We start from the raw sequence: 23,711 nt of genomic DNA, 5'->3' as shown, positions 1-23,711 counted from the left end.
GTAATGCGGTTGCCAAACCTTTTACTATTATATCTCAGGAGGTTTTATTTGCATATGCTTAAGCTTTTTATCTTCCCCCAGTAGAACTGGGGGTTTATTTCCACGTCTAAAGACACCAACATAATAAGGATAGACACATGGAGAACCACCATGTATCTATCTTTTTTCTTATACTTAAATATAGAGATACAAATGAGAAAAAAAGTAAAATTAGAAATTCTAACAGCATTTCGTTCTGCCATAAGGTATCATTAAAATGCAGCAGGACGATAGGTTTATCCCGATGATGAAGTATCTATTCTTACAAAGAAAGAGAAGCTAGAAAACACCGCCTTCAAAAGATCCTATCGCAACAACTAGCTTAACTACATATACGTGGAGCAGATGAGTAAACCGTTACACCAATCATGTGCTAAACACTTCGATTGTATAATCGATAAGCGCGAGCTTAAGAAAGTCCGGTTCTATACTCTAAGGCATATTTGTGCTTCTTCACTGCTAGATAAAGGGCAAAACAATATCGTCCCTTCGAAAGATGTACATGTATTGTTTGGGACAGTGATTTTTCAACAATTGCAAGTATATATTCACACTTTGATGCGACATCAAAGGTATCATCACTAAATACTTTATCGGAGACAATAAATCTCTCAAATGTTACGACAACATTTGAGAGATTTAAGAAAAAAGCGAGATTTTTATTGCAACAAAAACCTCGCAAATGGCGGAGAAGGTGGGATTCGAACCCACGTGGCGCTCATCACGCCAAAACGATTTCGAGTGATTTCGAATCAGTTGCAATTGTCATACTTTGATGCAATTTGGCAGAAGTTAAAGGAAGCTCAAAGCCCTGTATTTATGCGGATTTCAGAAGTTGGTTTGCTCGAAATCCGCTTGCAATAACGATTTTTGCAACAATAAGTTTTTCAACGAATTTTAACAGAGTTTTGGAAACTTTTTGGAAACTGTTTGTAAATCGCTATCCATTGACAAATACACTAACCCATCTCATCTAATTTAACCGCTTGGAAACTTAACGCTTATTCATAATTTTATTATATTATATCAAAAATTTGTGTGAATTTCAAGGCTTAAAGGTGAGAGGGCTGAAAGGCGATTTGATATGGATAAAAAATATGTAATGTTTAAGGAATTTTGTGATATATGTAATATCTGTCCCACTACTGCACGGAAAGCTATCAAAGCTAAAAAAGTACGTTTTAGAAAGTGTCAAAATGGTCTATTACATTACTTTGCAGAAAGGAATTTGCTATGAAACAGAGAATAAGAAAATTTTTCACTCGCGTTCTGCCGATTGTCATTTATATGATGGCACTTTTAACAGTGCAGGTATTTGCGGTTGAAGATATGTGGGCAGTGGCAAACAGGATTATTGTAGATGTTTACAACAAAATTGCAGGTATCAGTACGGTATTGGCGGCGCTTATGACAACAGTATGTGTGGTTGGAATGAAACTGTCGAATAATCAGCAAAAAGTAGACCAAAGTATGGATTGGCTAAAAAGAATATGGATAGCGTGGGCAATCATCAATGGAATAGGTGCATTTTTAGCTTATGTTCGACCACTGCTACAAGGACTCAATACGATAACTTAACGATTTTGGAGGCAGGAAAATGTTAGAACCGATATTAAAAGGATTGGTGGAATGGCTCTATGAAATGATGCTTGATATTATGGCATATGCCTCCGGTGAACTTCTGGGCGTAATGGGTATGGATTTGTCCTACTTTGAAAAAACCGCTCCGGTTATTTCAGATATTGTTAATGTATTTATTGCACTTGGCTGGGCGCTTTTAATAGGAAATCTGGTGTTTCAGTCATTAAAATCTATCATGTCGGGGACAGGCTTCGAGGCGGAAGATCCCAAAATACTCTTTCTTCGTACCTTTGTTTTCGCCTTCCTGCTTCTCGCCTCAAGACAAATTTGCGATATAGGCTCGTCTATTACCGGAATTGTCATTGATATGCTGGAATTGCCGGACGCGATTAATGTAACTACGCCTGATGAGAGTATGTTTTCTTTAGGCGCAGGCGCAAAATGGCTGCTTGTTATCACTGTCGGCGTAGTATTGATGGTACAAATGGTAAAGCTGCTCTTTGAAATCGGTGAGCGTTATGTAATAACTTCGGTGCTGACCTTCTTTGCCCCCCCTTGCTTTTGCAATGGGCGGCAGTAAAAACACAAACGATATTTTTAAGGGTTGGTGCAGAATGTACGGCTCTATGCTTGTGATGATGATTATGAACATCGTGTTTTTGAAACTGATTATGTCGGCAATGTCGCAGATGACATCAGGTGGTGTTCTGATTTGGCTGGTGTTTGTAGTGGCGCTTACCAGAGTTGCACAAAAAATTGACAGCCATATTGGGAAGATTGGGTTGAATCCTGCACAGACAGGCGCAGGAATCGGTTCAAGAATCCCCGGTGTTATGACAATGGTAGCAGTGAGGACAATGGGTTCGTTAGTCAGCCGGAGTATGGCGAATGCAAAAGGCGGCAGCGGCGGTAAATCAACCGGAAATCGAAGTTCGGGCAAAGACGGCGGTTTCGGCAGCACAAATCGCAATCCAAATCCAAACGGTCCAAGACCGAGCGGAGGATATGGCAGCGCAGCGCCAAGCAATCAAACCGTTAGTACAGCTTCCTCTGTAAGCGCCGGAAATACCAATACATATGCAGGCGGAGGCGGCGTGAATGTGAATCATGGCAGTACCAGCACCAATGTGGGAGGCCCTCATACCAATGTCGGAAAACCCACTCCCGAATCGGCACATTCCAATACTTCCAATGTGGGAATTCAGAATGTTCCGGGCTTTAAAGATGGAAATATGCCGGGCGCTAAAATGATCGCAAATACCGCTCAGTCCGGTAGAAATATGGGTGCAGCCGTACATCAGGGGATCCAAAATAACGGACAATCAGGAAGTAATTCTACAAATGTACAGCAGAATGGAACAATGCAAAGACCGCCTATTCCGAGAGGCACAGCAGGTATTTATCCAAAATCCGTGAATCCTATGGCGAGTGTTGTAAACAGCAGTAATCATCCGCAGAGTCATTCTAATACACCGAATGTAAGCGAAGGCACACATCAAAAAGGAACGGATGGGAAAACTCCTTTTCCTGTATCTGCACCTCCCATTTCAACCGGCGGTATTCATCAGAATATGTCAGGCAGTGTGCGTCAAAACGGAGGGCAAATGACTATCCAGTCGGATGCAGTACATAACCGCTCAGATATGCAAGGAAATATTCAAAAAAGCGGTAACATATCCGGCGGCGGAGTTTATAGCGCAAAAATCGGCGGCAATCATGCCGGTGTAGACGCAAGCAATATGAATCTGAACGGAAGTACACAAACGCATTCTGAACATTCCGGTAGTGAACATTTCGCTGATAAAAATTCTGAACATTTCATCGAAAGAAATTATGCTGGATTTACGCAGATACAAAGCAGAATAGAAGCAACGGAAAAGAGAGTCAACCATGAGTATAAGCACGGCAGATATAATCCCGCTGCGGTCAATAAAAAAGTGAAAAAAACTTACTATCAAAAAGATGATTTACAGCAGCGATATACACAACGAAACGGCCGTATGACAGAACGAGGTGAGAATAATAGAAAACGGAAACAGTAGAAGCGGATATCAAAAAGCGGCTCGCGGAGCGCAGATGATAAAAGGTGCAGTCAAAGCCGGAAGCGGTATCGCTTCCGGTAATTTTGTGGCAGTAGCCCAAGGTGTGGTCGAAGCAGTATCGCCAAAAGTAATTTTAATTATTTTAGCGGTATTGATTTTTTAATACTTCTCCCCATTATTGTTATTTGTGCAATTCCTCAAATGCTTTTTAGCTGGGGAACGGTTCCGGACAGTGAATTGATTGCAAGGCATGAACATGGAACAGCGTTAACCCAGCATTATGAGGAAACCATAGAACAGCAGCCTGAAGGAGTAAATCCAGATATTTATTGGCTGATTTCCATTGAATCTGTGCGGGCAAAGCAAGACCTTGATGAGATAAGCAAAAGCGATGTGGAAAAGTCAGTTACAGGCAGTTATAGCGTTGATGCTGAAACAGGGGAAATTCACAATAAAACGCCCGATGAAATGATGAATGAGCTTGATTTTGACGATGAGCAAAAGAACTGGACAGAATTGATGTATGGTACATTAAAAGACCAGTATCTTGACCCGGACAGCAAATTTGGAGACGCGGGAGGCTTGCCGAGCTATGACGGTGTAATGCTCGGCGAGTCGGGCGAAACACAGGTTGTTTACTACAATCAGCTTGACGAACGCTGGGCGAATAAAATGTATGGCAGGTCAAGCACCATAGGCGCTGCCGGATGCGGCCCTACTGCGCTTGCAATCGTGGTATCAACATTAACAAATAAAACGATGGATCCTCCTGCTGTTTGTGCATGGTCTGTTGCAAACGGACATCGCTGCGAAGGAAATGGCAGTTATCATTCCCCGATTCCCGAAGGCGGAAAACATTATGGGTTAAACGTAGAAAAACTTGGACGTTCCAGCGCAAGAGAGCTTAAAAAGCATTTGGCAAGCGGGCATTTGATCATTGCAATTATGGCGAAAGGACATTTCACATCAAGCGGGCATTTTATCGTGCTGCGCGGAATAACGGAAAATGGGAAAGTCCTTGTTGCCGATCCCGCCAGTTATAAACGCAGCGGGCAGGAATGGGATATATCCATTATATTGAATGAAGCCAGGTGCGATGCGGCGGCGGGAGGTCCATTCTGGTGCTTGTCGAAATAAACAAGCTGTATCATTCCTATCATTTCTTGTTATAATATAAAATGAATAAATAGCAACTGCCTGCAAAGTTTGTTAAACGGAATGAACAAACTTGACAAACAGACGCAAATCTGTTATAATCATTTTATAAAAAGATGGGAGGCGAAATCATGATATCGAGAAATGATTACTTAAATCTGCTGATAGAATTTAAGGATAAAGAATTGATAAAGGTTGTGACGGGAATCCGCCGCTGCGGAAAGTCTACCTTGTATGAACTGTACCGGGAATATTTAAAAGGCACAGGTGTTGCAGAGGAACAGATGCTTGCAGTCAATCTCGAAGATCCGGAATTTGATGAAATTAAAGACCATAAAGATTTATATGGTTATGTCAATGAACGGCTTTTGCCCGATAAGAAAAATTATGTGTTTTTGGATGAAGTACAAAAGGTGAAGGATTTTCAAGAGGCTTGTGACGGGCTGTATATCAAGAAAAATGTAGATTTATATATAACGGGTTCCAATGCGAATATCCTTTCGGGCGAGCTTGCTACACTGCTGTCCGGCAGATATGTTGAAATAAAGATGCAGCCGTTTTCTTTTAAGGAATATGTAACAGCTCTTGGTGATACCACAGACCTGACAAGAAAATACCGGGAATACATTGAAAACGGTTCGTTCCCCTATATATTGGAACTTTCGGGTAAAAAGGCGAAAAGCATATATCTGGAAGGCATCTATAATTCGGTTGTCTTGAAGGATGTGGTTTCGCGGAAAAAAATACTTGATGTTCCGATGCTTGAAAACGTAATCCGGTTTATATTCGATAATATCGGCAATCCTACCTCAGCTACCAAGATAGCCAATTTCCTAACTTCTGCAGGAAACAAAATATCCGTAAATACTGTGGAAAATTATCTGAAAGCATTGCAGGATAGTTTCATCATCTACAAAGCAGAAAGATATGATGTAAAGGGAAAACAGCTTCTTGAAACCGGCGGTAAATACTATATCGCAGATATCGGGCTTCGGTATTATTTGCTCGGAACAAAAAAAGCAGACAGAGGGCATATATTAGAAAATATCGTATTTCTCGAACTGCTGCGCCGAGGGTACGAGGTTTATGTAGGCAAGGTCGGTAGTACGGAAATAGACTTTATTGCCATAGGCGAAGAAGGTCCTGAATATTATCAGGTAGCCTATACCGTCATTGACGATGCTGTGCTTGACAGGGAGCTAAAACCGCTTGACAGTATTTCCGATCACAATCCCAAGTATTTGCTTACGATGGATGATGAGCCTCTCACATCGCACAATGGAATCAAACAGATGAATATACTCGATTGGTTATTAAAGTAATAGAAGAACAACACTATAAGCACAAGACTTGTTGTACTGTAAAAGTATGGAAAGTCTTTTTTTATAAAAAATGGGCTCTGTAAAGTAAAAATGAAAAAATAGAACCCGAAATCAGCCAGTTACGTTATGCAACGAGCAAAAGCTCGCGTTTGCGCCTTTTGGACAGCTTGAGACCGGCGCATTGTGCCGGGGTAAGGCCGTTCAAGGCGGAATGTGGGCGGACAAAGTTGTAGAAAAAGAGGAACATGGAAATGAGGTTGTTTGCATAAGCGAACGAGGAAAAGCCTTGTTTGGTTTTGTACCATGCCTTAAACTGCTTGTTGAAGCACTCTATGAGATTGTTGGTAATGTCATCGTGGAAACTCTCCACGCGGATGTGTTTTACTCCATACAACGTTTTAACAGGCATCTGATAGGCAAAGTAGCGATCGCTCACAATGACCCGCGGAGTCCCCATAGGCTTCACGGCATTCAGTATGGAAAACGCCTGCGGGCTGTCCCTGTGAGGCGAAAGATGGAAGCCGAGAACAAAGCGGGTTTCGCTGTCCAAAATGAGCCAGAGGTAGTATTTCTCACCCTGTATCTTAACAACAGTTTCATCGGCGTGCCACTCGTCAGAGTTGAAATTGAGCGCCGGAATGAGCTGTAGTGCGATGTTTTGGAACAAGGGTGCGAACTTGGTACACCAGTTGCTGATCGTTGTGTGAGATACCTGGACATTCATCACGGAGCGCAGAATCAAAGCGATATTGCGGAAGGAATTCTTGCCCAGATAAAACATGCTCAAGGCCATGAGAATTACATGGACCGGATAGCGCATCCGCTTAAAATCCGTCTTTCCAAAGAGTTTGGACATGGATGGAGCGGAAATGGCAGTAGGCTTTGGTGCGAAGACAGAATGTCGGCATTTTTTGTCGCAGCAGGTATAATGGTCATAATGTTCTTGACTATGGTGCAGATACATGGCTTTGCCGCAGACGGGGCAGACCGGGTAATTTGAGTTTCGCTCTTTGGACGGCGTTTCCGGAGCCCACTGATGGCGACACTTTTTGCATAGATACTTTTGATGACCATGGGCATCTTTTCCATAGCGATAAAAGTCTGTTTTGTTGTTGCATTTCGGGCAGCATATTTGGTATAATTTTTCCATGAAGACTCGTCTCCTTTCGGGAGTACTTTGTGTTTGTGGTAAAACCATTGTACCAGAAAGGCTGGCGGGTCTTCAACTTTCATTTAACTTTACAATACGGCTGAAAAACAGTGGAGGAACAAAATGAAAAATTATTATGAAAGGTTGAAAAGTGTTTATGCGAGATACTCAGCAAAGGATATTATCGGATATGCAATCGCCAAAAACATTGTTCGGAGGGATGTTATATGAAACGTATCGACAAGGTATTGCAAAAAATTGACGATGCTTATACAGCATTCAAAAATGATATGCTTTCCCTTCCTCCTTCAGAGCTGTATGATCGTGCATACAAGATTTTTTCAATAGAAGAAATCTATCTGATCTTGATAAACGGTTACGATTTTACCGAAGAAATAGCAAATCGGATTTTGCTGTTTCGGGGTAATGTTTTAGAACAGATTTATGAGGAATGGGTTGAGCCGGAGCATTCTCATCAGGACGCTTTTAGGAATGTTATAAGGGAAACGCTAGCCAAGCTTCCGGAAAGGACGTATGCCTATGAAACATAAAAAAATATCAATGCTTGCGGTAAGTGATTTGGTAGATTTTGAAGCACAACCGTATAAAGTACTTGATGATGAGGCGATGGATGAGCTTGTTGAAAGCATAAAGCGTATGGGGATATTAATCCCTATTATTGTCCGGCAGTTGTCAAATGGTATGTATGAAATCATATCAGGTCATCGAAGAAAGCGGGCCTGTGAGATGGCTGGAGTAAAGGAAATACTGGCAGAAATCAGAGACCTTGATGATGACGAAGCAGCTATTTTGCTTGTTGACAGCAATTTGCATCGTGAACATCTTCTGCCGAGCGAAAAAGCCTATGCATACAAGCTAAAGCTTGATTCTATAAAACATCAGGGCAAGAAGGATGAACAAAACGGTTCCACTGCTGAAAGCGCCGACATAATCGGGCAGACAGCGATAAAAGCGGGCGGCAGATACGCAGATATATTCGCCTTACGGAATTGATTCTCCCATTGCTTGATAAAGTGGATCTAAAGGTCATCCCCGTTGTGGCAGGCGCCGAGGTTTCATTTTTGAATGTAAAATTACAAGTGGCGCTCAATGAGCAAATGGATTTTATGGAATGCAAGCTCAATACCAAACAGGCATCAAAGCTAAAACAGTTTTATTTGGATAAGAAATTAAATGAAGATAAGATTGAGGAGGTTTTGTTAGACCAAGAAAAGTGCAAAATGCTCAAAATCAACTTTCATAGGCTAAAAAAATATTTTCCAAAAGATTATACTGCAACGCAGTGTGAAAAAGCACTTTGGGTAATCCTTGATAATTGGCACAAAGAGCATTGTGCATAAAAGAAATCGGTAGTTGTTCGTTTTGAACACTGCCGATTTTTCTTATTCGTTCATCATTTAAAATCATGTCCGGGGCAATCTCTATATTACTAAAAACACTTTATATATTGTTATTTTTTCGTTTCAATATAACAGCGTATTGCATAAGTTCTTTTCTGGAGGTAACACCCAGCTTAGAATATATATTTTTATTATGGAATTTTAGCGCGTTATTTGTAAAACCGAGTTTTTCAACAATCTCTTTTCCCGAATATCCCTCAAGATATAAATTAAAAACGTCCTTTTCCCGCGGCGTTAAGGTGATTAAATTTTGCATAAAATGGTTGACGCCGTCATCGCTCAGTTCTTTTTTCCTTTTATCAATAATACGGTCAAGCTCGGATTGAATTCTTGCGGCTTCTTGTTCCGCCAACCGCTTTTGTTCTTCAAGGCTGCTCAGTTTTTGCTCGTAATCCCTATCATTTTGTTCAAGGAAATCAAGTAAATCAACAATTTCGGGAATACGCAGATTTTGTTTGTTAATTGTTCCCTGCTTCAAACCCTCAATATCATTGATTATCGGATTGATATACCGACGGCTTAAAACAGAACAGCAAATAATCGCCGCTGCCGTTATAAGCAGAAAAATCACAAAAATCAATAGCTGTGTTTTATATTTGGAATACCTGTAATACGAATACGGGAGCATAACAGCGGAATAATGATTGCTTTCTCCCACAGAAAAATTTTGCGTTTTACCAATATACTTTTCATCGTTGATACGGAAAAGATCAAAAGGGGTATTTGGAACATATTTGAAATTCCCCTCTGCCGATATAATACTGGCAGCCGTATATTCAGAGATAATACCGCTGTAAGAATCGTCCGTCTCATCAAAGACAGTCAGCACCATATGTTCGGTGTCGCTGACGGAATTCTTGTATATGTACTTAAAATATAAAGAATTTATTTCAAAGCCGCAAACGCCTATGATCTCTTTTTTATCGTTTACAATCGGAGCACACACGAAAAATGCGTGTTCCCAAGTGCCCGGAAGCTGATACAGCGAGGTCATAACCCCTTCTTGCGCCGTTTTCATGTTTTTCTGTTCCATCATCTCGTCAATTTCGCGAAACAATCCCTTTTCCGTTTCCAGTGTCCAAGTGCTGTTAAGGGAAATTTTGTTCTCTCTGGCAACAGAAGAAATACCGTGATACATACTGATATCCGTGTTAATGGTATTTTCGGTACTGAGATTTTTGAATTTAAGATATATACCGCTGTAACTGCCTTTTTCCGGTTTTGTCGTTGTATTAAGATAATAAAACGCGCCGCTTGCCGGAGTAAGTTGCATATAAGTGTATACCGTATTATATGTATTGCTTTGAACGGCTTTTAACGCTGTGGGATTATTGCCCAAATCATCAAAACTCATTGCATTTATCTGCAATGTCTTTTTTATATCGGTTGAGAGCTTTTGTGAAAAAGACACGGCATTTGCCGACAGCTTTGCTGTGTTGTGCTTTATATATGAAAGCGATACCTCAGATTGAGCAGAAAGCAGTCTTTGAAAGGTTTTGTTTGTCGGATTAAGAATACCTGCAAAATTTAATATAATAATCACAACGGCAAGAAAGCCGCAAATCAAAGAAGCAAAATAGAAAAACAGCTTTTTCTGCATAGAAATTCCTTGCTTTTTTACGGCTGCCAAAACAGCTTTAATCTGAGATAAACGATATGTCATTGTAATCCTCTTTTCAATTACCGCATTTGCTTTTTGAGCGAGCTAAGTGATACGGTAAGTAATTCGTTCATTACCGCTTCTTTATCCTCGCCGCCGTCAATACGTTTTATATATGTTTTGTGCGCCTCGCTTAATACTGTCTTAACGCTTTGTTCAAAATTTTTCTGCACATCCGCACTGTTATCAAGCAGCGGCAGCGCAATAAAGGAATAATTGTCATACATTTTTGAAACTGCTTCATAAACAAGCCGGTACTTTGGATTTTCCACTGCGTCAAGATTTGACATCAATTCGTCAAACGCCTCTTTTGTAACAGGCAGATAGCCCATTTCCGTTGCCAAATGAAGATTGTGCTCTTTTTCTGTAAGCCATTTTACAAACAGCGCAATCGCCTTGTTTTTCTTTTTATCGTCGCTTTTCACTCCGAATATACCTGTCCCGCGCTGGATGGCCGTAGGGTTTGTGCCGTTAAGCGTGGGATAGGTATATACCTTTATTTCAATATTTTCATCGTCGCCGTTTTCGTATGTTACATAATCCCGCATATACATAATTCCGGCGGTAGAGCCGACAGAACTTATCAGTTCGGCCGTTTTCCATTTGTCGGACGCATAGCCGCCGTCTGTAGAAAGTCCGCCATAAATCGCCGCTTTTGCAAGAGGGGTAAACGCCGCTTCAAATTCCTTGCTGTCCGTGTTAATTTTATTATTTTCTATAAAATTTCCTCCCAAAGCATGTATTTGAGTGAAGAAAAAGTGATAATAATCATTTATTTGCAGCATTGCTTTTCCGTCCGAATAGTCGTAATATTTATCGCACAGAGCAAAAATATTATTGAAATCGGAAAAATCCGTATTATCGGAAAATCTTTCAAACAGCGTTTTATTCAAGAAAAATAATTCGGTTGATTTTGCAATTGGGAACATAAGAAACTTGTCGTCAAAATATCCCTCGCTTAAAAAATCCTCAACATATCCGCTTAATTCCTTTTCGGAAAAATAATCGTTCCAATTCAAAAGCATATCCTTATCAATTTTGTTTACAATTCTCGGATAGGCTGTAAAAATATCGGGGAGATTGCCGCTGTCCGCAGCATTTACAACAGCTTCGTCAATTGCTGCAGAGTCGCTTACGGAAGTAACCTCAACAACGATACCCTTGTCTTTTCCGACGCTTTGATTAAATTCATCTATTATATCGTTCATCGGCGATTCGGTTTGAGAACCGTAAACGTGCCATATTGAAAGCGTTGTAGTTTTATCGCCCAAAGATAAATTTCGAATATTGCAGCCGGACAGCGTAAGTGTTACAGCGACAGCTATGAATAAAATAGTTGTTATTGTTTTTTTCATATCAGTTCTCCTTGTTCATAGTAATATTTTTCATATACTACCCTTTTTCCTACCCCATTTGCCTAAAAATAAGAAATATCTGTCGTTTTCCTACCCCAATTACCGTTCAAGGGTAGCGACAGATAGTTAAGTATTATTTATAATCAAATTGTAGGTTGCATCATTTCTAAATATTGTTATTTATTATAGCATATCCGGCCAAAATAGTCAAGCAGTTTGGAAACAAAGTTTTGATGATAACCGAACAGTTGGGCAGAAGACGTAAAAAAGAAAGAGGAGGACAGGACAATGAAAGGAAGAAAATTTTTAAAGGTAACAGGTATTTTAATGATTATCGGCGGCAGTATTGGAATGATCGGCGGCATCATTGCGGTAATCGGTGTAGGCGCATTGGCGGCAATACTTGAAACAAGTTCGGGCGGTTTGATGTTTGCAAGCATTTTAACGCTGATTGGCGCTGTTATCCAATTTATTGCCGGAATTATGGGCGTAAAAAACAGTGCACGACCGGAAAAGGCGCAGTCTTGCATTGTAATGGGTGTTTTGGTTGCATTGTTCAGTATAGCTGGCAATATTATAAGCACTGTTTTAGGTAACTCTTTTAGTGTAATGAACCTAATTACAGGCTTGGCACTTCCCGTATTATACATAATCGGCGCAGTATTAAACAAAAAGGAAGCCTGATAAATATTACATTATTACCAAACAGCAGTGTCGTTTGCTGATTGATATTGAAAAGCGGACAGTCATACGCCCAACTGATATGGTAGCCTTCCGCCGCAGCTTTCAAGCTGCGGCGGAAGGCTGCTTAAAAATTTTCCGTTTTATGATAGAAGAGAATCGGCAGAAGTTTGAAGAAAGGAACTTGTTATGGATACAATACAAAGCTATAAATGTCCCTGCTGTAGTGACGCGCTTATATTCATCGGTGAAACTCTGCATTGCGAATCGTGCGGAAACGACTTTACCCTTGACGCAATACAGCAGCTCAGTGAAGCAGAGGGCGAAACGCAAAACGCGTCAAAGTATGATTGGGAGCATTATGAACCCAGAAGCTATGAGGATAACAGTGAGATTAACCTTGCAAATTATAATTGCCCATCCTGCGGTGCGGAAATTACGGGCGATGATACGTTAGGCTCAACAGTCTGCCCGTATTGCGGTCAGTCAACCATTGTGAAGGGACAGTTTGAAGGAGCACTGCGGCCTGATTACATCATTCCTTTTAAGGTGGATAAAAAGACGGCGATGGCTGCTTTTGAAGGGGATTTCAAAAATGCCCCGTTTCTTCCGGACGCATTTAAAAACAAAAAGAAGATTGAAGAAATGGCGGGCGTGTATGTGCCGTTCTGGATGTTCGACTGCGACTGCAACGCCGCAATTTCCTACAATGCAGAACGCGTGACAACGTGGAGTGATTCAAATTACAATTACACAAAGACAGATTGTTTTAAACTGTTCAGAAGCGGCAGTGTCGGCTTTGCAAATATTCCGGTAGATGGCTCGAAAAAAGCAGACGACGCATATATGGAAGCGGTTGAACCGTTCCATTATGACGATGCCGAGGAGTTTAGCGGCGCTTATCTATCGGGTTATCTTGCGGATAAGTACGACGTTACGGCAGAGGAAAGCATAGAGCGAGCAAATGAGCGTGTGAAAAATTCCACTATTTCGGTATTTTCAGATACGACAAACGGGTACACCACTGTAATTCCCGAAAACAGCAGCGTCAGCTTTTCAAACGGTAAAATAAGGTATTCCCTTCTTCCTGTTTGGATGCTCAATATTAAATATATGAACAAAATATATCAATTTGCAATTAACGGGCAGACGGGAAAGGTTGTCGGCGAATATCCAATCGATAACGGAAAAAAATGGCGTTATTTTGCAAAGGTTGCAGGTATTGCATATGCAGCGGCAACGGTCGTTGCATACATACTGCTGCATTAAGGGGGTGATCATGTGAAAAAGATTATTTTAGCGATTACTGTTATGATTATTTGTGCAGCTTCGGCATTTCCGGCATTTGCGGTGTTTGAAAACCCTCCGATTACCGACGAGGCGGCGTATCTCACAGAAAACCAACTTGATGAGCTATCCGAGCAGCTTGAAGAAATTCGCAAACAATACAATTTTGATGTAGCGATATACACAGAGAATGTAATGTCCGGCGAAGATGCGATGAACACAGCGGACGATATATTCGATTATAACGGTTACGGCGCGGGCGGCGGTGCGGACGGAATACTCTTGTATGTGTCCGCAAATCCGAGAAAGTATTGGTTTACAACACACGGCAGCGGCGAGAGCTTCTTTAATGATAACGGGCTTGCTTATCTGGAAAATAAGGTTTTGCCGTATTTAACAGAAAATGATTATCATTCAGCGTTTAAAGCCTACGCCGAATATTCGGGTGAGCTTTTGGAAATGGCGGCGCAGGGAAAACCGTTTAACAAAAAGCAGTACGATATGAAATATCTACTGTGTGTAATCGGCGGCGCTCTGCTCCTGCCTTTGCTGCTTGCATTTGCTTTCATGAAACGTAAGCTTGAAAAGATGAAAACAGCGGTGAAACAGGATTATGCCGCAAATTATATGAAACCGGGCAGCATGAACCTTGCGCTTTCAAGGGACATATTTCTTTACAGCACTGTTATCAAAACGGAGAAACCAAAATCTAATTCCAGCAGTCATACGTCCTCTTCCGGCGAAAGCCACGGCGGACGGGGCGGAAGCTATTAAAAACAATTTAAAAATCAGGAGGAATTTGCCATGAAAAAATATTTGAATTTTGCGGGTATGATAGGCGTTTTGTGCGTAGTATTTATGCTCTCGGCCTGTGGCGGAAGCGGCAGAACGGATGCAGAGTATGAGGGAAAATACATATCGGTTTCGGGCGAAGCAATCGGAATGACCTTAACCGGCGAGGACATCAGCGGTTTTGGCTTGGAACTAAAAAGCGGCGGTAAGGGAACAATGACCGTTAATGGCGAAAGCGATACCATTAAGTGGACAAATGATGATAAAAATATCACGGTAAAGATAAGCGGCACAGACATTGTGGGTGCAATCGGACAAGACACCATAACCTTTGACAATATGCTGAATATGGGAATGAAGCTGACCTTTGCAAAAGAAGGCAGCGAGGCGGCAAAACTCGAAAACACTTTGCCTGAGTCAGATAAGAGAATGCTTGGAATATGGCAGTCGCATACGGTCACAGATGTTTTGGGCGACCCGATTGAAGGATTTTCGGGTGACGAACTGAAAATGGAGTTTGCCGCAGACCATACCGCAAAGGTTACCTTTAAGGGAAAGGATTTGGGAAGTCACAAATGGTCGCTTGTGGGTGATTGGGGCAGTCTTGACGGTGATGAACTGAATATAAACTGGGATATTACCGACAACGGAATTGATGTTAATTATTCCACAGACGATGACTACTTTGTTTTCGGGTGCACAAAGCAATCATAAAATCTGAAATTATTTGAAAGGACATGAAAAAATGAAAAAGACAATTGCACTTTTATTAAGTATTGTAATGTGCATAGGCATTATTCCAATGACCTTTGCCGCAGAAATGAATTTTGAGGACGTTAAGCCGGCAGCGTGGTACTACAATGATGTTAAAATTGCAGTAGAAAGCGGTTTGGTAAACGGAAAAAGTGAAACTTCTTATGCGCCGGAGGATAATCTCACCTATGCAGAGGCAATTAAACTGGCGGCTTGTATGAACCAGTTATATCTTGAGGGCACTGTTACCCTCAAAGCAGGCAATCCGTGGTATCGTCCGTATGTTGACTATTGCGAGGATAACCATATTATTTCAAAAAATTATAATTATAACGACAACGCAACAAGAGCGGGATATATGGAAATTTTCGCAAATGCGCTTCCCGCTGAAGGACTGAAAGCAATCAACAACGTCCCCAATGACGCAATCCCTGATGTGCCTTCTTCACGGTCTTATGCAGCGGCTGTCTACAAACTCTACCGCGCAGGTATTCTTACGGGTGTAGACGAAGCGCATAACTGCGATCCGCTTGCAAACATTAAACGCAGTGAGGTTGCAGCAATTCTTACCCGTATGATGAATGAGGATAAGCGAATTTTATTCAGTATGGGAGAAGAACCAGAACCAACAAAAGAACCGGAACCGACAAAAGAGCCAGAGCCGACAAAAGAACCGTCCGGCGGAAATACGCCGACGGAACTTACCTCCAAGCAATTTTTAATGTACGCTGAGGACGTATTTACCATTACGGGCAAGGGGACAATTCTTACCGGAAAAGTGGTAAGCGGCTCCATTAAATTGGGAGATGCGCTGCAAATTGTACATAGCGACGGGACTGTTACAAAAGCCACAGCCGCAGGAATTGAAATGTACAGAAAAAATTTGGACAGTGCCGAAAAGGGCGATAATATTGGTTTGTTGCTCAATGCGGAGATAACAAAGGATATGGCTGCAAGAGGCGACGCCGTTATTGGCGCAGACGCTGATTTTACAATCGCAAACCGACTGAAAGGCACGCTAAAACTTCTATCTTCTGAGGAGGGTGGAAGAAAAACGCCGATTGCACAGGAGGATAAAGCACAGTTTTATTATACAAGCGATGTCACAGGGCGATTTGCCGATTTAAACGGTGAAGCGGTTGCTCCCGGCGAAACAAGAGAAAATGTGTCTGTTATTTTCCCCAAATCCGCAGGCGTATGGTATGTAGGGCAAGAGCTTACCGTGCGCGACAGTGGGAGAACATTGGGTACCTTTATTGTTACGGAGGTAATCGCGGGCGTTGCATTTGAAAAAGAGGAAACCACACCACTGTCTATTGTTACACAACCCGAAGATGTAATGGCAAGAGTCGGCAAAACCGTTTCCTTTACGGTAGTAGCGGCAGGCGGAAAGGCCCCGTACAGCTATCAATGGGAAGTCAGCAACGGAGAAACATGGAACAAACTCAGTAATACCGATGAAAACACCGTTACCGACGCTGATACGGATACGGTTAAACTGCTGAGTACCAAATCAGTTATTCGACTTCGCTGCGTCATTACCGATGCGGACGGGAACAGCGTTATCTCAAACGAAGCGATATTGAGATATATCGTCAGAAATATACATGGTAGGCTGTAAGGGTAAAGGGTAAATATTTTGAGTAAATATTCATTCAATATATAGGGAGGAATGACTATGAAAAAAATAATTGGCGTTATACTGATTATAGGAGGCTTGCTCTTTGCTTCGCTTGCCGTAAAAGCTCTTGTGTCAGCACCGCAGTCCTACGAGAGAATCAGAGCTGCGGTAACAATCAAGGACGGCAGAATTCTTCCCGACAATGAAGGAAAGCTTGTGGTTGTTTCGGGAACGCTTAAAGCCGCCGAACAGCTTCAAGATCCCATAACGGGTGTTAAGCTCCCGGGGGTAACGGCGAAAAGAACGGTTTGGACTTATAAACAGGATACCGGCAGCGATGATGAAAAAGTGTGGGACTGGCATCCGGAGAATACCGACTACAGCGAAAAGGCGAATTTCGGAATCAATGCCGAGATACTTACAACGACCGTGCTCGCCGCACCTACCGTGCTCGGTGAGTTTAAGGTGGAAAGCAAGCTGCTCAATCCCATTATAAGAAACACCGAATTTACGCAATATGACGAGGAGAGCCTTAATGCGGGCTGGAAGGTGCTTTCGGGCGGAAAAGAAAGCCGCTACTGCGTTTCAAAAGAACATTGGCTGCCGAAAAAAACAACAGGTATGTACTCATCAACGGGATACGGATCTCAAAAAATATCCTACGGCATCGTTTCGCCCGACGATCCGCTCGAATATACGATTATCGGCATGCAAAAGGGCGATACGATCGTAAAAGCCGAGGACATTGATTCGGTAACGACCTTTAAGGGCATTATGACTGCGGAGGAATTGGCCGAGGAGAACAAAAAAGGAGTGCGCGGCGGCTCGATTTTCGGCATCGTGGCAGGAATATTGCTTGCAATAATCGGTGTTGGAATGATGGCATTCCGGAGGCAGTAAAAATGGGGACAAATAAAAAAATGTTTTCCGACGGCGGAACATATATTTCAAAAATTGCAATTGCAAGGCTTACAATAAAAAAGCACATACAAATAATCATAGGCGGATTCTTCACGGCGGTTTTTCTGTTTGGAATTATTTCGGGGGTTACAGGGTATAACGAAAATCTTCGCGATAACTTGATTACCAATGTAGTCATGATTGTTCCGTCCGCACTGCTCTTGTTAAACGGCATTAAAAACGGAAGAATGGCGGCGCGTGCATATCGTTACAACTCAATCTTTATGTGCGATGTCGATGGCACGGTGACAATCAATGAGCTTGCAAAGCAATCCGGAAAACCACCGTTCAAGGTACTTTCCGAACTTGAGAAACTTTTCGAAAAAGGGGTATTCTGTGAATGTACTTTGCAAAAGCAGGGATCGCCATGCGTTATTCTTTCGGGACGCGAGGGAAGCAAAACAGGCTTTGTCAACATTGTGTGTGAAAAATGCAACGGAACAACAAGAATCCGCGCCGGAAGCTCCGGCAAATGCGAGTATTGCGGAAATGCAATCTCAAGCCGAAATTCCGGTTGAATGTAAAATAACACATTAAAAGGAGGTATGAACAATGGGATTAGGAGGTTTTTTCAAAGATAAATTTGGGAAAAAGACCTGTGCGTTATGCGGGAATGAGTGCGGAGTGATGAGCCGCACAAAAATCAAAAACGGGGATTTTCTCTGCGATGGCTGCGGTGATAAATGTTCCAGATACATAAGGCTGAGCGAACTGACTTTAGACGAAATTAAAGGGCATATTGAATATATGAAACGACAGAACAAGCTTTTTGAAGAGGTCTACTCCAAAGAAGGAAAAAAGGAACTCTTTCCGTCTACACTTAAAGAGGCGGGCATTGAATTTTGCGATGATTTGGGAATGTTCAGAATTAAGTATAGAAGTTACACCGGCAGAGGTAAAATGAACGAGCTTTTCCGATATGACCAGGTGGCAAGCTATGAGGAATACTACGATGAATCGCCGGCAAGCGAACCGGGCAAGAATCCCGAATTTAAGGGCGGAGGTCTGAAAATCAAACTTTTGGGCGGAAATATGAACAATATAAACATGGACAACAAAAAGGGTTTGCGTCCGCATCCATACATCAAGCAGGAAATCAAGGTCTGCTTCAGCAAGAACAACAGAAGGGATGCCGAATATGCTCATAATGCAAAATGCCATTTTGATTATATTTTCGGCATTCACGACAGTTCAAAAGGATTGTTTGATTTTGGAATGAGCAAAGAAGAAAAAAGACAGCTTCAGGGAGCGGTTGGTATGGCGCAGACCTTCGGTACTGTATTTAAGGCAATGAAAAACGGAGAAGATTCTATTACGGACGAAGAAAAAGCGAAATTAGAGAAAAATATCAACGCTGTGGAGGACGCAAATACTGGCGGAATGGCGGTTTATACAAGGCGTGCAGACGAAGCAGAGGCAAAATTATCGTAAATTTAATGTTTAGGAGGACGTATCAATGAAAAAATTATTAGCGCTTATTTTAGCGTTTGTATGTGTAATATCCCTTGCTGCCTGTGGCGGCAAAACAGATAACAATGATAAAACCGACACACAGGTGACATCGGATTCAAAACAAACACCGGAGCCTACACAAAAGGCAGTTTCCGAGCCGCTGAACCCCACCCCCGGCTCTGTAACTATTGGTGATGTTACACTGACAGCAGAACTTGTCAATCTTGATGAGCCGATGCAGGTTTCAAGCCAATCAAAACCGTGTATGGCGGTATCAGGCGATACCGTTTATATCGGAAACGGCGATAAAATTATCAAAAAATATACGCTTGCAGACAATGCCCTGACCTTAGAAAAAGAAATGAATATTTCCAATTCAACCGGGATTGCCGTTGACGGAAAAGGGCAGCTCTATGCAGACGGAGGCGTGTTCGCAGCGAAAATATATGACGGCGAAGGAAATCAGATAGGCGAAGCGGCAGAAAGCGGAAATATCAGTGTTTCACAGACAGAGGATTTTGCTTTGACCTATTTTACGGGACGTGACGCTATCACAAAAATTTCCGGGGGTACAGCAACACCGTGGGTAATTTCCCGACTCAGATCAAGCGACCCCGCGCAGATAAAAGGGCCGTTCACCAAAGTCGCAGCAATTGAGGTGGTAGGAAATCATGCGCTTGTGGCAGGTTCAATCGAAAATGAACAGAAACTTGTTGCGTTTGATACTGCCGGAAACGAAATAGCAAGAAGCAGCGAGAAATTATTTGGTAATGGTATCAGCGCTATGACGGAAACGGAAAACGGATATATGACCGCCTCTGTTTCCACAATCCATCTTATCAAAAACGACGGAACTTTTATTGGAAAAAGCGATTCAACAAAATCACTGTTCGGTGTAGAAGAGGCTGTTTGGCTGAAAAAATTCGTTCCTATGGAAGACGGTTCTGTGCTGGCGCTTTGCGGCGCAAAAAGAGCAGATGACACTGCCGAGGCACTATTATACAGAATCAAGGGATTTTGATGCGGAGGTGAAGCAATATGAAGAAAATTGCGGCGATTTTGGCTTTGTTTGCTTTGTTAGTGAATACTACTGCTTTTGCAGAGCCTGATGTATTAAAATCATCGGACGGAGATTATGAATATACTGCTGCCGGCGTTATAACGTCATATTACGGTGGAGAAAATGTTGTTGTACCTACTGAAATTGACGGAACAAAAATCAAGGAAATTGGCGTAATGGCGTTTTTCGACATTGGAATTTCTTCAGTATATATAGAAGAAGGAATTGAGGAAATCAATACAAACGCTTTTGAGGGCTGCACTGCCGCATATGTCGATATTCCCGCAAGCGTGACTTCCATAGGCGAACATGCCTTTGCAAACTGCTCCGAACTTTCAGTGGTTACGTTAAACTCAGAACAGGTTCAATTTGATTATGATGTGTTTATAGGCACGGGTTATATACGGTTCGATATTCCGTGTGCGGTAAGTGAAGACGTTATGCGAGAAAAAATATCCAATGCGAAAGGCGACAATAATTTCGACTTTGGAAAAATTCATTCCTCGCTTGTGGAAAGTATGACCGAAAAGGATATTTTCGGTGAAAATATGATTTACTGCGAAGATTGCGGCTTTAAGGGAAGCAAGTACTTAGAGGACGTTTCTCTGCCGTTTGAAGACGTGAATAATGATGCGTGGTACTATCCGTATGTAGAGACGGCATATAGTTTCGGAATCATAAATGGAAAAAGTCAAACTGTTTTTGATCCCGACGCTGGTCTTACCTGTGCGGAGACGGCCAAAATTGCGGCGTGTATTCACGCCTATAACAGCGGATTAGAAACGGAATTTCAAGGTTATGGCGAGCATTGGTATGATGTTTACGTAGATTACTGCTATTATAACAATATCATAGACGATCACATTTCCTTTGACTGGGATAAAAATGCAACGAGAGCGGAAATGGCATATATGTTCTCTCGTTGTGATACCGAGCCTTATGAAATCAATCCCGATGTTCCGCTGACAGATATTCCCGATGTATATGATACAACAGCTTTTGCATATGAAATTCTTGATCTCTATCGCAGGGGAATTGCGGTAGGAAGTGACGAATATATGACCTTTTATCCGAATGCACAGGTAAAACGCAGCGAAGCGGCGGCGTTTATTGCAAGAATTTTATGTAATGATATGCGGATTGGGTTGTCAAAAGGTTAAGAACATGGTGAAACTTGTGAAGTTTATTTCAATCATTACTATTTTTGCAAATCTGTTTGGGTGCAAAGCGCCGAAGCCGGATATTCTGGACGGCCCGGGTATGGTATATGTTGATGGTGATTATCGTACCGAATACGCAAATCCCCTGCCGTTTGATGAATATGAGGGGTATCCGTTTTGGGCTGTTGTGTACTTAAGTGAGGAGAAAAACACTCAATATTATATTGACAAGCTGTTTTCGGGTCTATCCGAAGAAAGCAAGAAAAAAATAAAGCAGTATGATTTTGGCGGGAATAAAATGTATCTTATTATTCCGAGATATGCCGATGAAACCGAAATCAGCAAAATTGGCGATGCGGAAAACAGCTTGCAATTTTATGACGGTACGCCGTTTGTATTAAAATGCGGCGCAGATGTAAAGATTTGCATATACACTCACGGCGGACACGAATTTACGCCGCAAACAGATGAAAACGGTAAACTGATATGCACAGAAGATGTATGGGATATAACAGAGTATAAACAATAATTTTGAAAGGGAGTATTATATATGGGATTATTAAAGGCGGGAATAGGCGCGGCAGGCGGTGTGCTTGCCGATTCGTGGAGAGACTACTTCTATTGTGAGAGTTTGGACGCTGACGTTCTTGTGGCAAAAGGCGAAAAGAGAGCCGGAGACAGAAGCTCAAACAAAAAAGGAACGGATAATATTATTTCAAATGGTTCGATTATCAATGTCAACGATGGGCAGTGTATGATGATTGTGGAAAGCGGAAAGGTGGTTGATATCTGTGCGGAACCGGGCGAGTTCGTTTACGATACCGGAACGGAGCCCAGCATTTTCTATGGAAACCTGAGCGAGAACATCAAAAAAAGCTTTGGCGAGGTCGGAAAGCGTTTTACCTTCGGTGGCGAGCCGGGAAAAGACCAAAGAGTCTATTTTTTCAATACAAAAGAGATTATAGGCAATAAATACGGAACCCCTTCACCGGTGCCTTTTCGTGTTGTAGACAATAATATAGGTCTTGATGTAGATATTGCAATCCGCTGTCACGGCGAGTATTCCTACAAAATTACAAATCCTTTGCTGTTTTACACAAACGTGTGCGGCAATGTTGACGAAATGTATCTACGGGAAACCATTGACAGCCAATTGAAAACGGAGTTACTCACAGCGCTTCAGCCGGCATTTGCAAAAATTTCGGATATGGGAATCCGATACAGTTCGCTTCCGGCGCACACAATGGAAATCGGCGATGCGTTAAACGACGTTCTTTCCGCAAAATGGAGAGATTTAAGAGGCATTGAAATTGTTGTGTTCGGTGTTTCCTCCGTAAACGCTTCGGAAGAAGACGAAAAAATGATTAAAGAAATTCAAAGAAACGCGGCATTCCGCAATCCGACAATGGCGGCGGCGCATATGGTGGGTGCGCAGGCTCAAGCTATGCAGGATGCGGCGAAAAACGAGGGCGGCATGGGCGCTATGGGCGGATTTTTCGGCATGAATATGGCGCAGAATGCAGGTGGTGCCAATGCGGCTAATCTCTTTGCTATGGGACAACAGCAGCAACAGCAACCTCAGCAGGCGGCGTCTTCTGGCTGGAGTTGTGAATGTGGTCAGGGCGGCAATATGGGTAAATTCTGTATGAATTGCGGAAAACCACAGCCGTCAGCAGATGGCTGGACGTGTTCTTGCGGTACACTTAACAAAGGTAAGTTCTGCCAAAACTGCGGAAGTTCCAAGCCTGCGGGCACACCGTTGTACAAGTGCGATAAGTGTGGTTGGGAGCCGGAAGATCCAGCAAATCCACCGAAGTTCTGTCCCGAATGCGGTGATGTGTTTGATGAAAATGATAAGCAATAAAATTTTCGTAAGAGATAACAAGTATGATACTGCACAAGTTGATCGAAATGAATAAGCAACTGAATAGAAGGCCAAGCGGGAACGCTTGACAACACAACAACCCCCGTTTGGATTTCACATGAACAAGTCCAGTAAAAACGGACAATAGACAAAAGCCCCTTATTGTAGGATAATATACTACAGTAGGGGGTTAATGTTATGTCGAGAAAATATCAACACACATTAGAACTATTGCCTCAAATTAAAGAAATGCTCAACCAAGGGATGACACATAAAGAAATAGAAAAGGTATTAGGACTAACAGGAGATCGACCTGTGCACAATCTGTTAAAAAGGGAGCGCAGAAAAGAAAAACG

At 42.2% G+C, this 23,711-nt stretch carries 24 protein-coding genes; 21 read left to right on the top strand and 3 right to left on the bottom strand.

Annotated features, from left to right (window positions below; translation table 11 throughout):
• Positions 1-1,272: 1,272 nt before the first annotated feature.
• The 6 genes from KQI32_RS11455 (at position 1,273) to KQI32_RS11435 (ending at position 6,139) form a co-directional block, all read left to right on the top strand.
• The gene (locus KQI32_RS11455; RefSeq protein WP_216425350.1) at positions 1,273-1,617 is read left to right on the top strand and encodes a cytochrome P450; all 345 of its coding nucleotides are present in this window, start codon (positions 1,273-1,275) and stop codon (positions 1,615-1,617) included.
• A gap of 19 nt (positions 1,618-1,636) precedes the next feature.
• Positions 1,637-2,200: a hypothetical protein gene (locus tag KQI32_RS11450; RefSeq protein ID WP_216425348.1), complete on the top strand. Its 564-nt coding sequence runs from the start codon at positions 1,637-1,639 to the stop codon at positions 2,198-2,200.
• A gap of 34 nt (positions 2,201-2,234) precedes the next feature.
• Positions 2,235-3,662, top strand: coding sequence for a hypothetical protein (locus KQI32_RS11445; protein ID WP_216425346.1), 1,428 nt, complete (start codon positions 2,235-2,237; stop codon positions 3,660-3,662).
• A 34-nt stretch (positions 3,663-3,696) separates the two neighbouring features.
• The gene (locus tag KQI32_RS13550) at positions 3,697-3,825 is read left to right on the top strand and encodes a hypothetical protein (RefSeq protein WP_256443663.1); all 129 of its coding nucleotides are present in this window, start codon (positions 3,697-3,699) and stop codon (positions 3,823-3,825) included.
• A 38-nt stretch (positions 3,826-3,863) separates the two neighbouring features.
• Positions 3,864-4,799: a C39 family peptidase gene (locus KQI32_RS11440; RefSeq protein WP_253291179.1), complete on the top strand. Its 936-nt coding sequence runs from the start codon at positions 3,864-3,866 to the stop codon at positions 4,797-4,799.
• Positions 4,800-4,948: 149 nt separating this feature from the next.
• A complete protein-coding gene (locus KQI32_RS11435; RefSeq protein WP_216425345.1) occupies positions 4,949-6,139 on the top strand; it encodes an ATP-binding protein in 1,191 nt (396 codons plus the stop codon).
• Positions 6,140-6,263: 124 nt separating this feature from the next.
• On the opposite strand, the gene KQI32_RS11430 is transcribed toward KQI32_RS11435, so the two are convergent.
• Positions 6,264-7,289, bottom strand: coding sequence for an IS6 family transposase (locus KQI32_RS11430; protein ID WP_216425343.1), 1,026 nt, complete (start codon positions 7,287-7,289; stop codon positions 6,264-6,266).
• Between the two features lie 227 nt (positions 7,290-7,516).
• On the opposite strand from KQI32_RS11430, the gene KQI32_RS11425 reads away from it, so the two are divergent.
• The 3 genes from KQI32_RS11425 to KQI32_RS11415 are packed head-to-tail and all read left to right on the top strand — an operon-like array spanning position 7,517 to position 8,650.
• Entirely contained in the window at positions 7,517-7,840 is a 324-nt protein-coding gene (locus KQI32_RS11425; protein ID WP_216425340.1) for a DUF3848 domain-containing protein, read from the top strand.
• The gene (locus KQI32_RS11420; RefSeq protein ID WP_216425338.1) at positions 7,830-8,303 is read left to right on the top strand and encodes a ParB/RepB/Spo0J family partition protein; all 474 of its coding nucleotides are present in this window, start codon (positions 7,830-7,832) and stop codon (positions 8,301-8,303) included. The genes KQI32_RS11425 and KQI32_RS11420 overlap by 11 nt, the downstream gene beginning before the upstream one ends.
• Before the next feature lie 8 nt (positions 8,304-8,311).
• Entirely contained in the window at positions 8,312-8,650 is a 339-nt protein-coding gene (locus KQI32_RS11415; protein WP_216425337.1) for a hypothetical protein, read from the top strand.
• Positions 8,651-8,750: 100 nt separating this feature from the next.
• Here KQI32_RS11415 and KQI32_RS11410 read toward each other — a convergent pair whose 3' ends face one another.
• Positions 8,751-10,373 carry a response regulator transcription factor gene (locus KQI32_RS11410; RefSeq protein WP_216425335.1) on the bottom strand — a complete coding sequence of 541 codons (1,623 nt, stop codon included), beginning with the start codon at positions 10,371-10,373 and terminating at the stop codon, positions 8,751-8,753.
• Positions 10,374-10,390: 17 nt separating this feature from the next.
• On the bottom strand, positions 10,391-11,725 hold the full coding sequence (locus tag KQI32_RS11405; protein ID WP_216425333.1) for an ABC transporter substrate-binding protein: 1,335 nt from the start codon (positions 11,723-11,725) through the stop codon (positions 10,391-10,393).
• Positions 11,726-12,013: 288 nt separating this feature from the next.
• Between KQI32_RS11405 and KQI32_RS11400 the strand changes: the two genes are divergently transcribed.
• From KQI32_RS11400 to KQI32_RS11345, 12 genes are all read left to right on the top strand, one after another.
• Positions 12,014-12,409, top strand: a complete 396-nt coding sequence (locus KQI32_RS11400) for a hypothetical protein (RefSeq protein ID WP_216425331.1) — start codon at positions 12,014-12,016, stop codon at positions 12,407-12,409.
• A 186-nt stretch (positions 12,410-12,595) separates the two neighbouring features.
• A complete protein-coding gene (locus KQI32_RS11395) occupies positions 12,596-13,675 on the top strand; it encodes a hypothetical protein (protein ID WP_154557439.1) in 1,080 nt (359 codons plus the stop codon).
• Between the two features lie 12 nt (positions 13,676-13,687).
• Positions 13,688-14,467: a TPM domain-containing protein gene (locus KQI32_RS11390; RefSeq protein WP_216425329.1), complete on the top strand. Its 780-nt coding sequence runs from the start codon at positions 13,688-13,690 to the stop codon at positions 14,465-14,467.
• 30 nt (positions 14,468-14,497) lie between these two features.
• Entirely contained in the window at positions 14,498-15,199 is a 702-nt protein-coding gene (locus KQI32_RS11385) for a hypothetical protein (protein ID WP_154557441.1), read from the top strand.
• Between the two features lie 31 nt (positions 15,200-15,230).
• Positions 15,231-16,859 (top strand): S-layer homology domain-containing protein, encoded by a 1,629-nt coding sequence (locus KQI32_RS11380; RefSeq protein WP_216425328.1) that lies wholly within the window; start codon positions 15,231-15,233, stop codon positions 16,857-16,859.
• Between the two features lie 57 nt (positions 16,860-16,916).
• Complete coding sequence (locus KQI32_RS11375; protein ID WP_216425319.1) at positions 16,917-17,759, top strand: TMEM43 family protein; 843 nt, start codon at positions 16,917-16,919, stop codon at positions 17,757-17,759.
• Between the two features lie 2 nt (positions 17,760-17,761).
• On the top strand, positions 17,762-18,337 hold the full coding sequence (locus KQI32_RS11370) for a hypothetical protein (protein ID WP_216425317.1): 576 nt from the start codon (positions 17,762-17,764) through the stop codon (positions 18,335-18,337).
• 34 nt (positions 18,338-18,371) lie between these two features.
• Positions 18,372-19,250 (top strand): DUF4428 domain-containing protein, encoded by an 879-nt coding sequence (locus KQI32_RS11365; RefSeq protein ID WP_216425314.1) that lies wholly within the window; start codon positions 18,372-18,374, stop codon positions 19,248-19,250.
• 25 nt (positions 19,251-19,275) lie between these two features.
• Complete coding sequence (locus KQI32_RS11360; RefSeq protein WP_216425312.1) at positions 19,276-20,292, top strand: hypothetical protein; 1,017 nt, start codon at positions 19,276-19,278, stop codon at positions 20,290-20,292.
• 17 nt (positions 20,293-20,309) lie between these two features.
• Positions 20,310-21,491, top strand: a complete 1,182-nt coding sequence (locus tag KQI32_RS11355; RefSeq protein WP_216425310.1) for a leucine-rich repeat protein — start codon at positions 20,310-20,312, stop codon at positions 21,489-21,491.
• Between the two features lie 4 nt (positions 21,492-21,495).
• Positions 21,496-22,020 (top strand): hypothetical protein, encoded by a 525-nt coding sequence (locus KQI32_RS11350; RefSeq protein ID WP_216425308.1) that lies wholly within the window; start codon positions 21,496-21,498, stop codon positions 22,018-22,020.
• Between the two features lie 21 nt (positions 22,021-22,041).
• Positions 22,042-23,355, top strand: a complete 1,314-nt coding sequence (locus tag KQI32_RS11345; RefSeq protein WP_216425306.1) for an SPFH domain-containing protein — start codon at positions 22,042-22,044, stop codon at positions 23,353-23,355.
• The last annotated feature ends 356 nt before the right edge of the window (positions 23,356-23,711 follow it).

Source organism: Acetivibrio sp. MSJd-27 (assembly GCF_018918095.1).
Lineage (GTDB): Bacteria > Bacillota > Clostridia > UMGS1840 > HGM11507 > HGM11507.
Note: the sequence above shows the minus strand (reverse complement) of the source record. Positions and strands in the feature narration are given on the sequence as shown.

What these genes read in the sequence shown, in the direction of transcription:
- KQI32_RS11405 (WP_216425333.1), bottom strand. Translation starts at nt 11,725, where the DNA reads ATGAAAAAAACAATAACAACTATTTTATTCATAGCTGTCGCTGTAACA.
- KQI32_RS11410 (WP_216425335.1), bottom strand. Translation starts at nt 10,373, where the DNA reads ATGACATATCGTTTATCTCAGATTAAAGCTGTTTTGGCAGCCGTAAAA.
- KQI32_RS11380 (WP_216425328.1), top strand. Translation starts at nt 15,231, where the DNA reads ATGAAAAAGACAATTGCACTTTTATTAAGTATTGTAATGTGCATAGGC.
- KQI32_RS11375 (WP_216425319.1), top strand. Translation starts at nt 16,917, where the DNA reads ATGAAAAAAATAATTGGCGTTATACTGATTATAGGAGGCTTGCTCTTT.
- KQI32_RS11400 (WP_216425331.1), top strand. Translation starts at nt 12,014, where the DNA reads ATGAAAGGAAGAAAATTTTTAAAGGTAACAGGTATTTTAATGATTATC.
- KQI32_RS11345 (WP_216425306.1), top strand. Translation starts at nt 22,042, where the DNA reads ATGGGATTATTAAAGGCGGGAATAGGCGCGGCAGGCGGTGTGCTTGCC.
- KQI32_RS11445 (WP_216425346.1), top strand. Translation starts at nt 2,235, where the DNA reads ATGTACGGCTCTATGCTTGTGATGATGATTATGAACATCGTGTTTTTG.
- KQI32_RS11450 (WP_216425348.1), top strand. Translation starts at nt 1,637, where the DNA reads ATGTTAGAACCGATATTAAAAGGATTGGTGGAATGGCTCTATGAAATG.
- KQI32_RS13550 (WP_256443663.1), top strand. Translation starts at nt 3,697, where the DNA reads ATGATAAAAGGTGCAGTCAAAGCCGGAAGCGGTATCGCTTCCGGTAAT.
- KQI32_RS11355 (WP_216425310.1), top strand. Translation starts at nt 20,310, where the DNA reads ATGAAGAAAATTGCGGCGATTTTGGCTTTGTTTGCTTTGTTAGTGAAT.
- KQI32_RS11455 (WP_216425350.1), top strand. Translation starts at nt 1,273, where the DNA reads ATGAAACAGAGAATAAGAAAATTTTTCACTCGCGTTCTGCCGATTGTC.
- KQI32_RS11425 (WP_216425340.1), top strand. Translation starts at nt 7,517, where the DNA reads ATGAAACGTATCGACAAGGTATTGCAAAAAATTGACGATGCTTATACA.
- KQI32_RS11435 (WP_216425345.1), top strand. Translation starts at nt 4,949, where the DNA reads ATGATATCGAGAAATGATTACTTAAATCTGCTGATAGAATTTAAGGAT.
- KQI32_RS11385 (WP_154557441.1), top strand. Translation starts at nt 14,498, where the DNA reads ATGAAAAAATATTTGAATTTTGCGGGTATGATAGGCGTTTTGTGCGTA.
- KQI32_RS11365 (WP_216425314.1), top strand. Translation starts at nt 18,372, where the DNA reads ATGGGATTAGGAGGTTTTTTCAAAGATAAATTTGGGAAAAAGACCTGT.
- KQI32_RS11360 (WP_216425312.1), top strand. Translation starts at nt 19,276, where the DNA reads ATGAAAAAATTATTAGCGCTTATTTTAGCGTTTGTATGTGTAATATCC.
- KQI32_RS11350 (WP_216425308.1), top strand. Translation starts at nt 21,496, where the DNA reads ATGGTGAAACTTGTGAAGTTTATTTCAATCATTACTATTTTTGCAAAT.
- KQI32_RS11420 (WP_216425338.1), top strand. Translation starts at nt 7,830, where the DNA reads ATGAAACATAAAAAAATATCAATGCTTGCGGTAAGTGATTTGGTAGAT.
- KQI32_RS11370 (WP_216425317.1), top strand. Translation starts at nt 17,762, where the DNA reads ATGGGGACAAATAAAAAAATGTTTTCCGACGGCGGAACATATATTTCA.
- KQI32_RS11440 (WP_253291179.1), top strand. Translation starts at nt 3,864, where the DNA reads ATGCTTTTTAGCTGGGGAACGGTTCCGGACAGTGAATTGATTGCAAGG.
- KQI32_RS11430 (WP_216425343.1), bottom strand. Translation starts at nt 7,289, where the DNA reads ATGGAAAAATTATACCAAATATGCTGCCCGAAATGCAACAACAAAACA.
- KQI32_RS11395 (WP_154557439.1), top strand. Translation starts at nt 12,596, where the DNA reads ATGGATACAATACAAAGCTATAAATGTCCCTGCTGTAGTGACGCGCTT.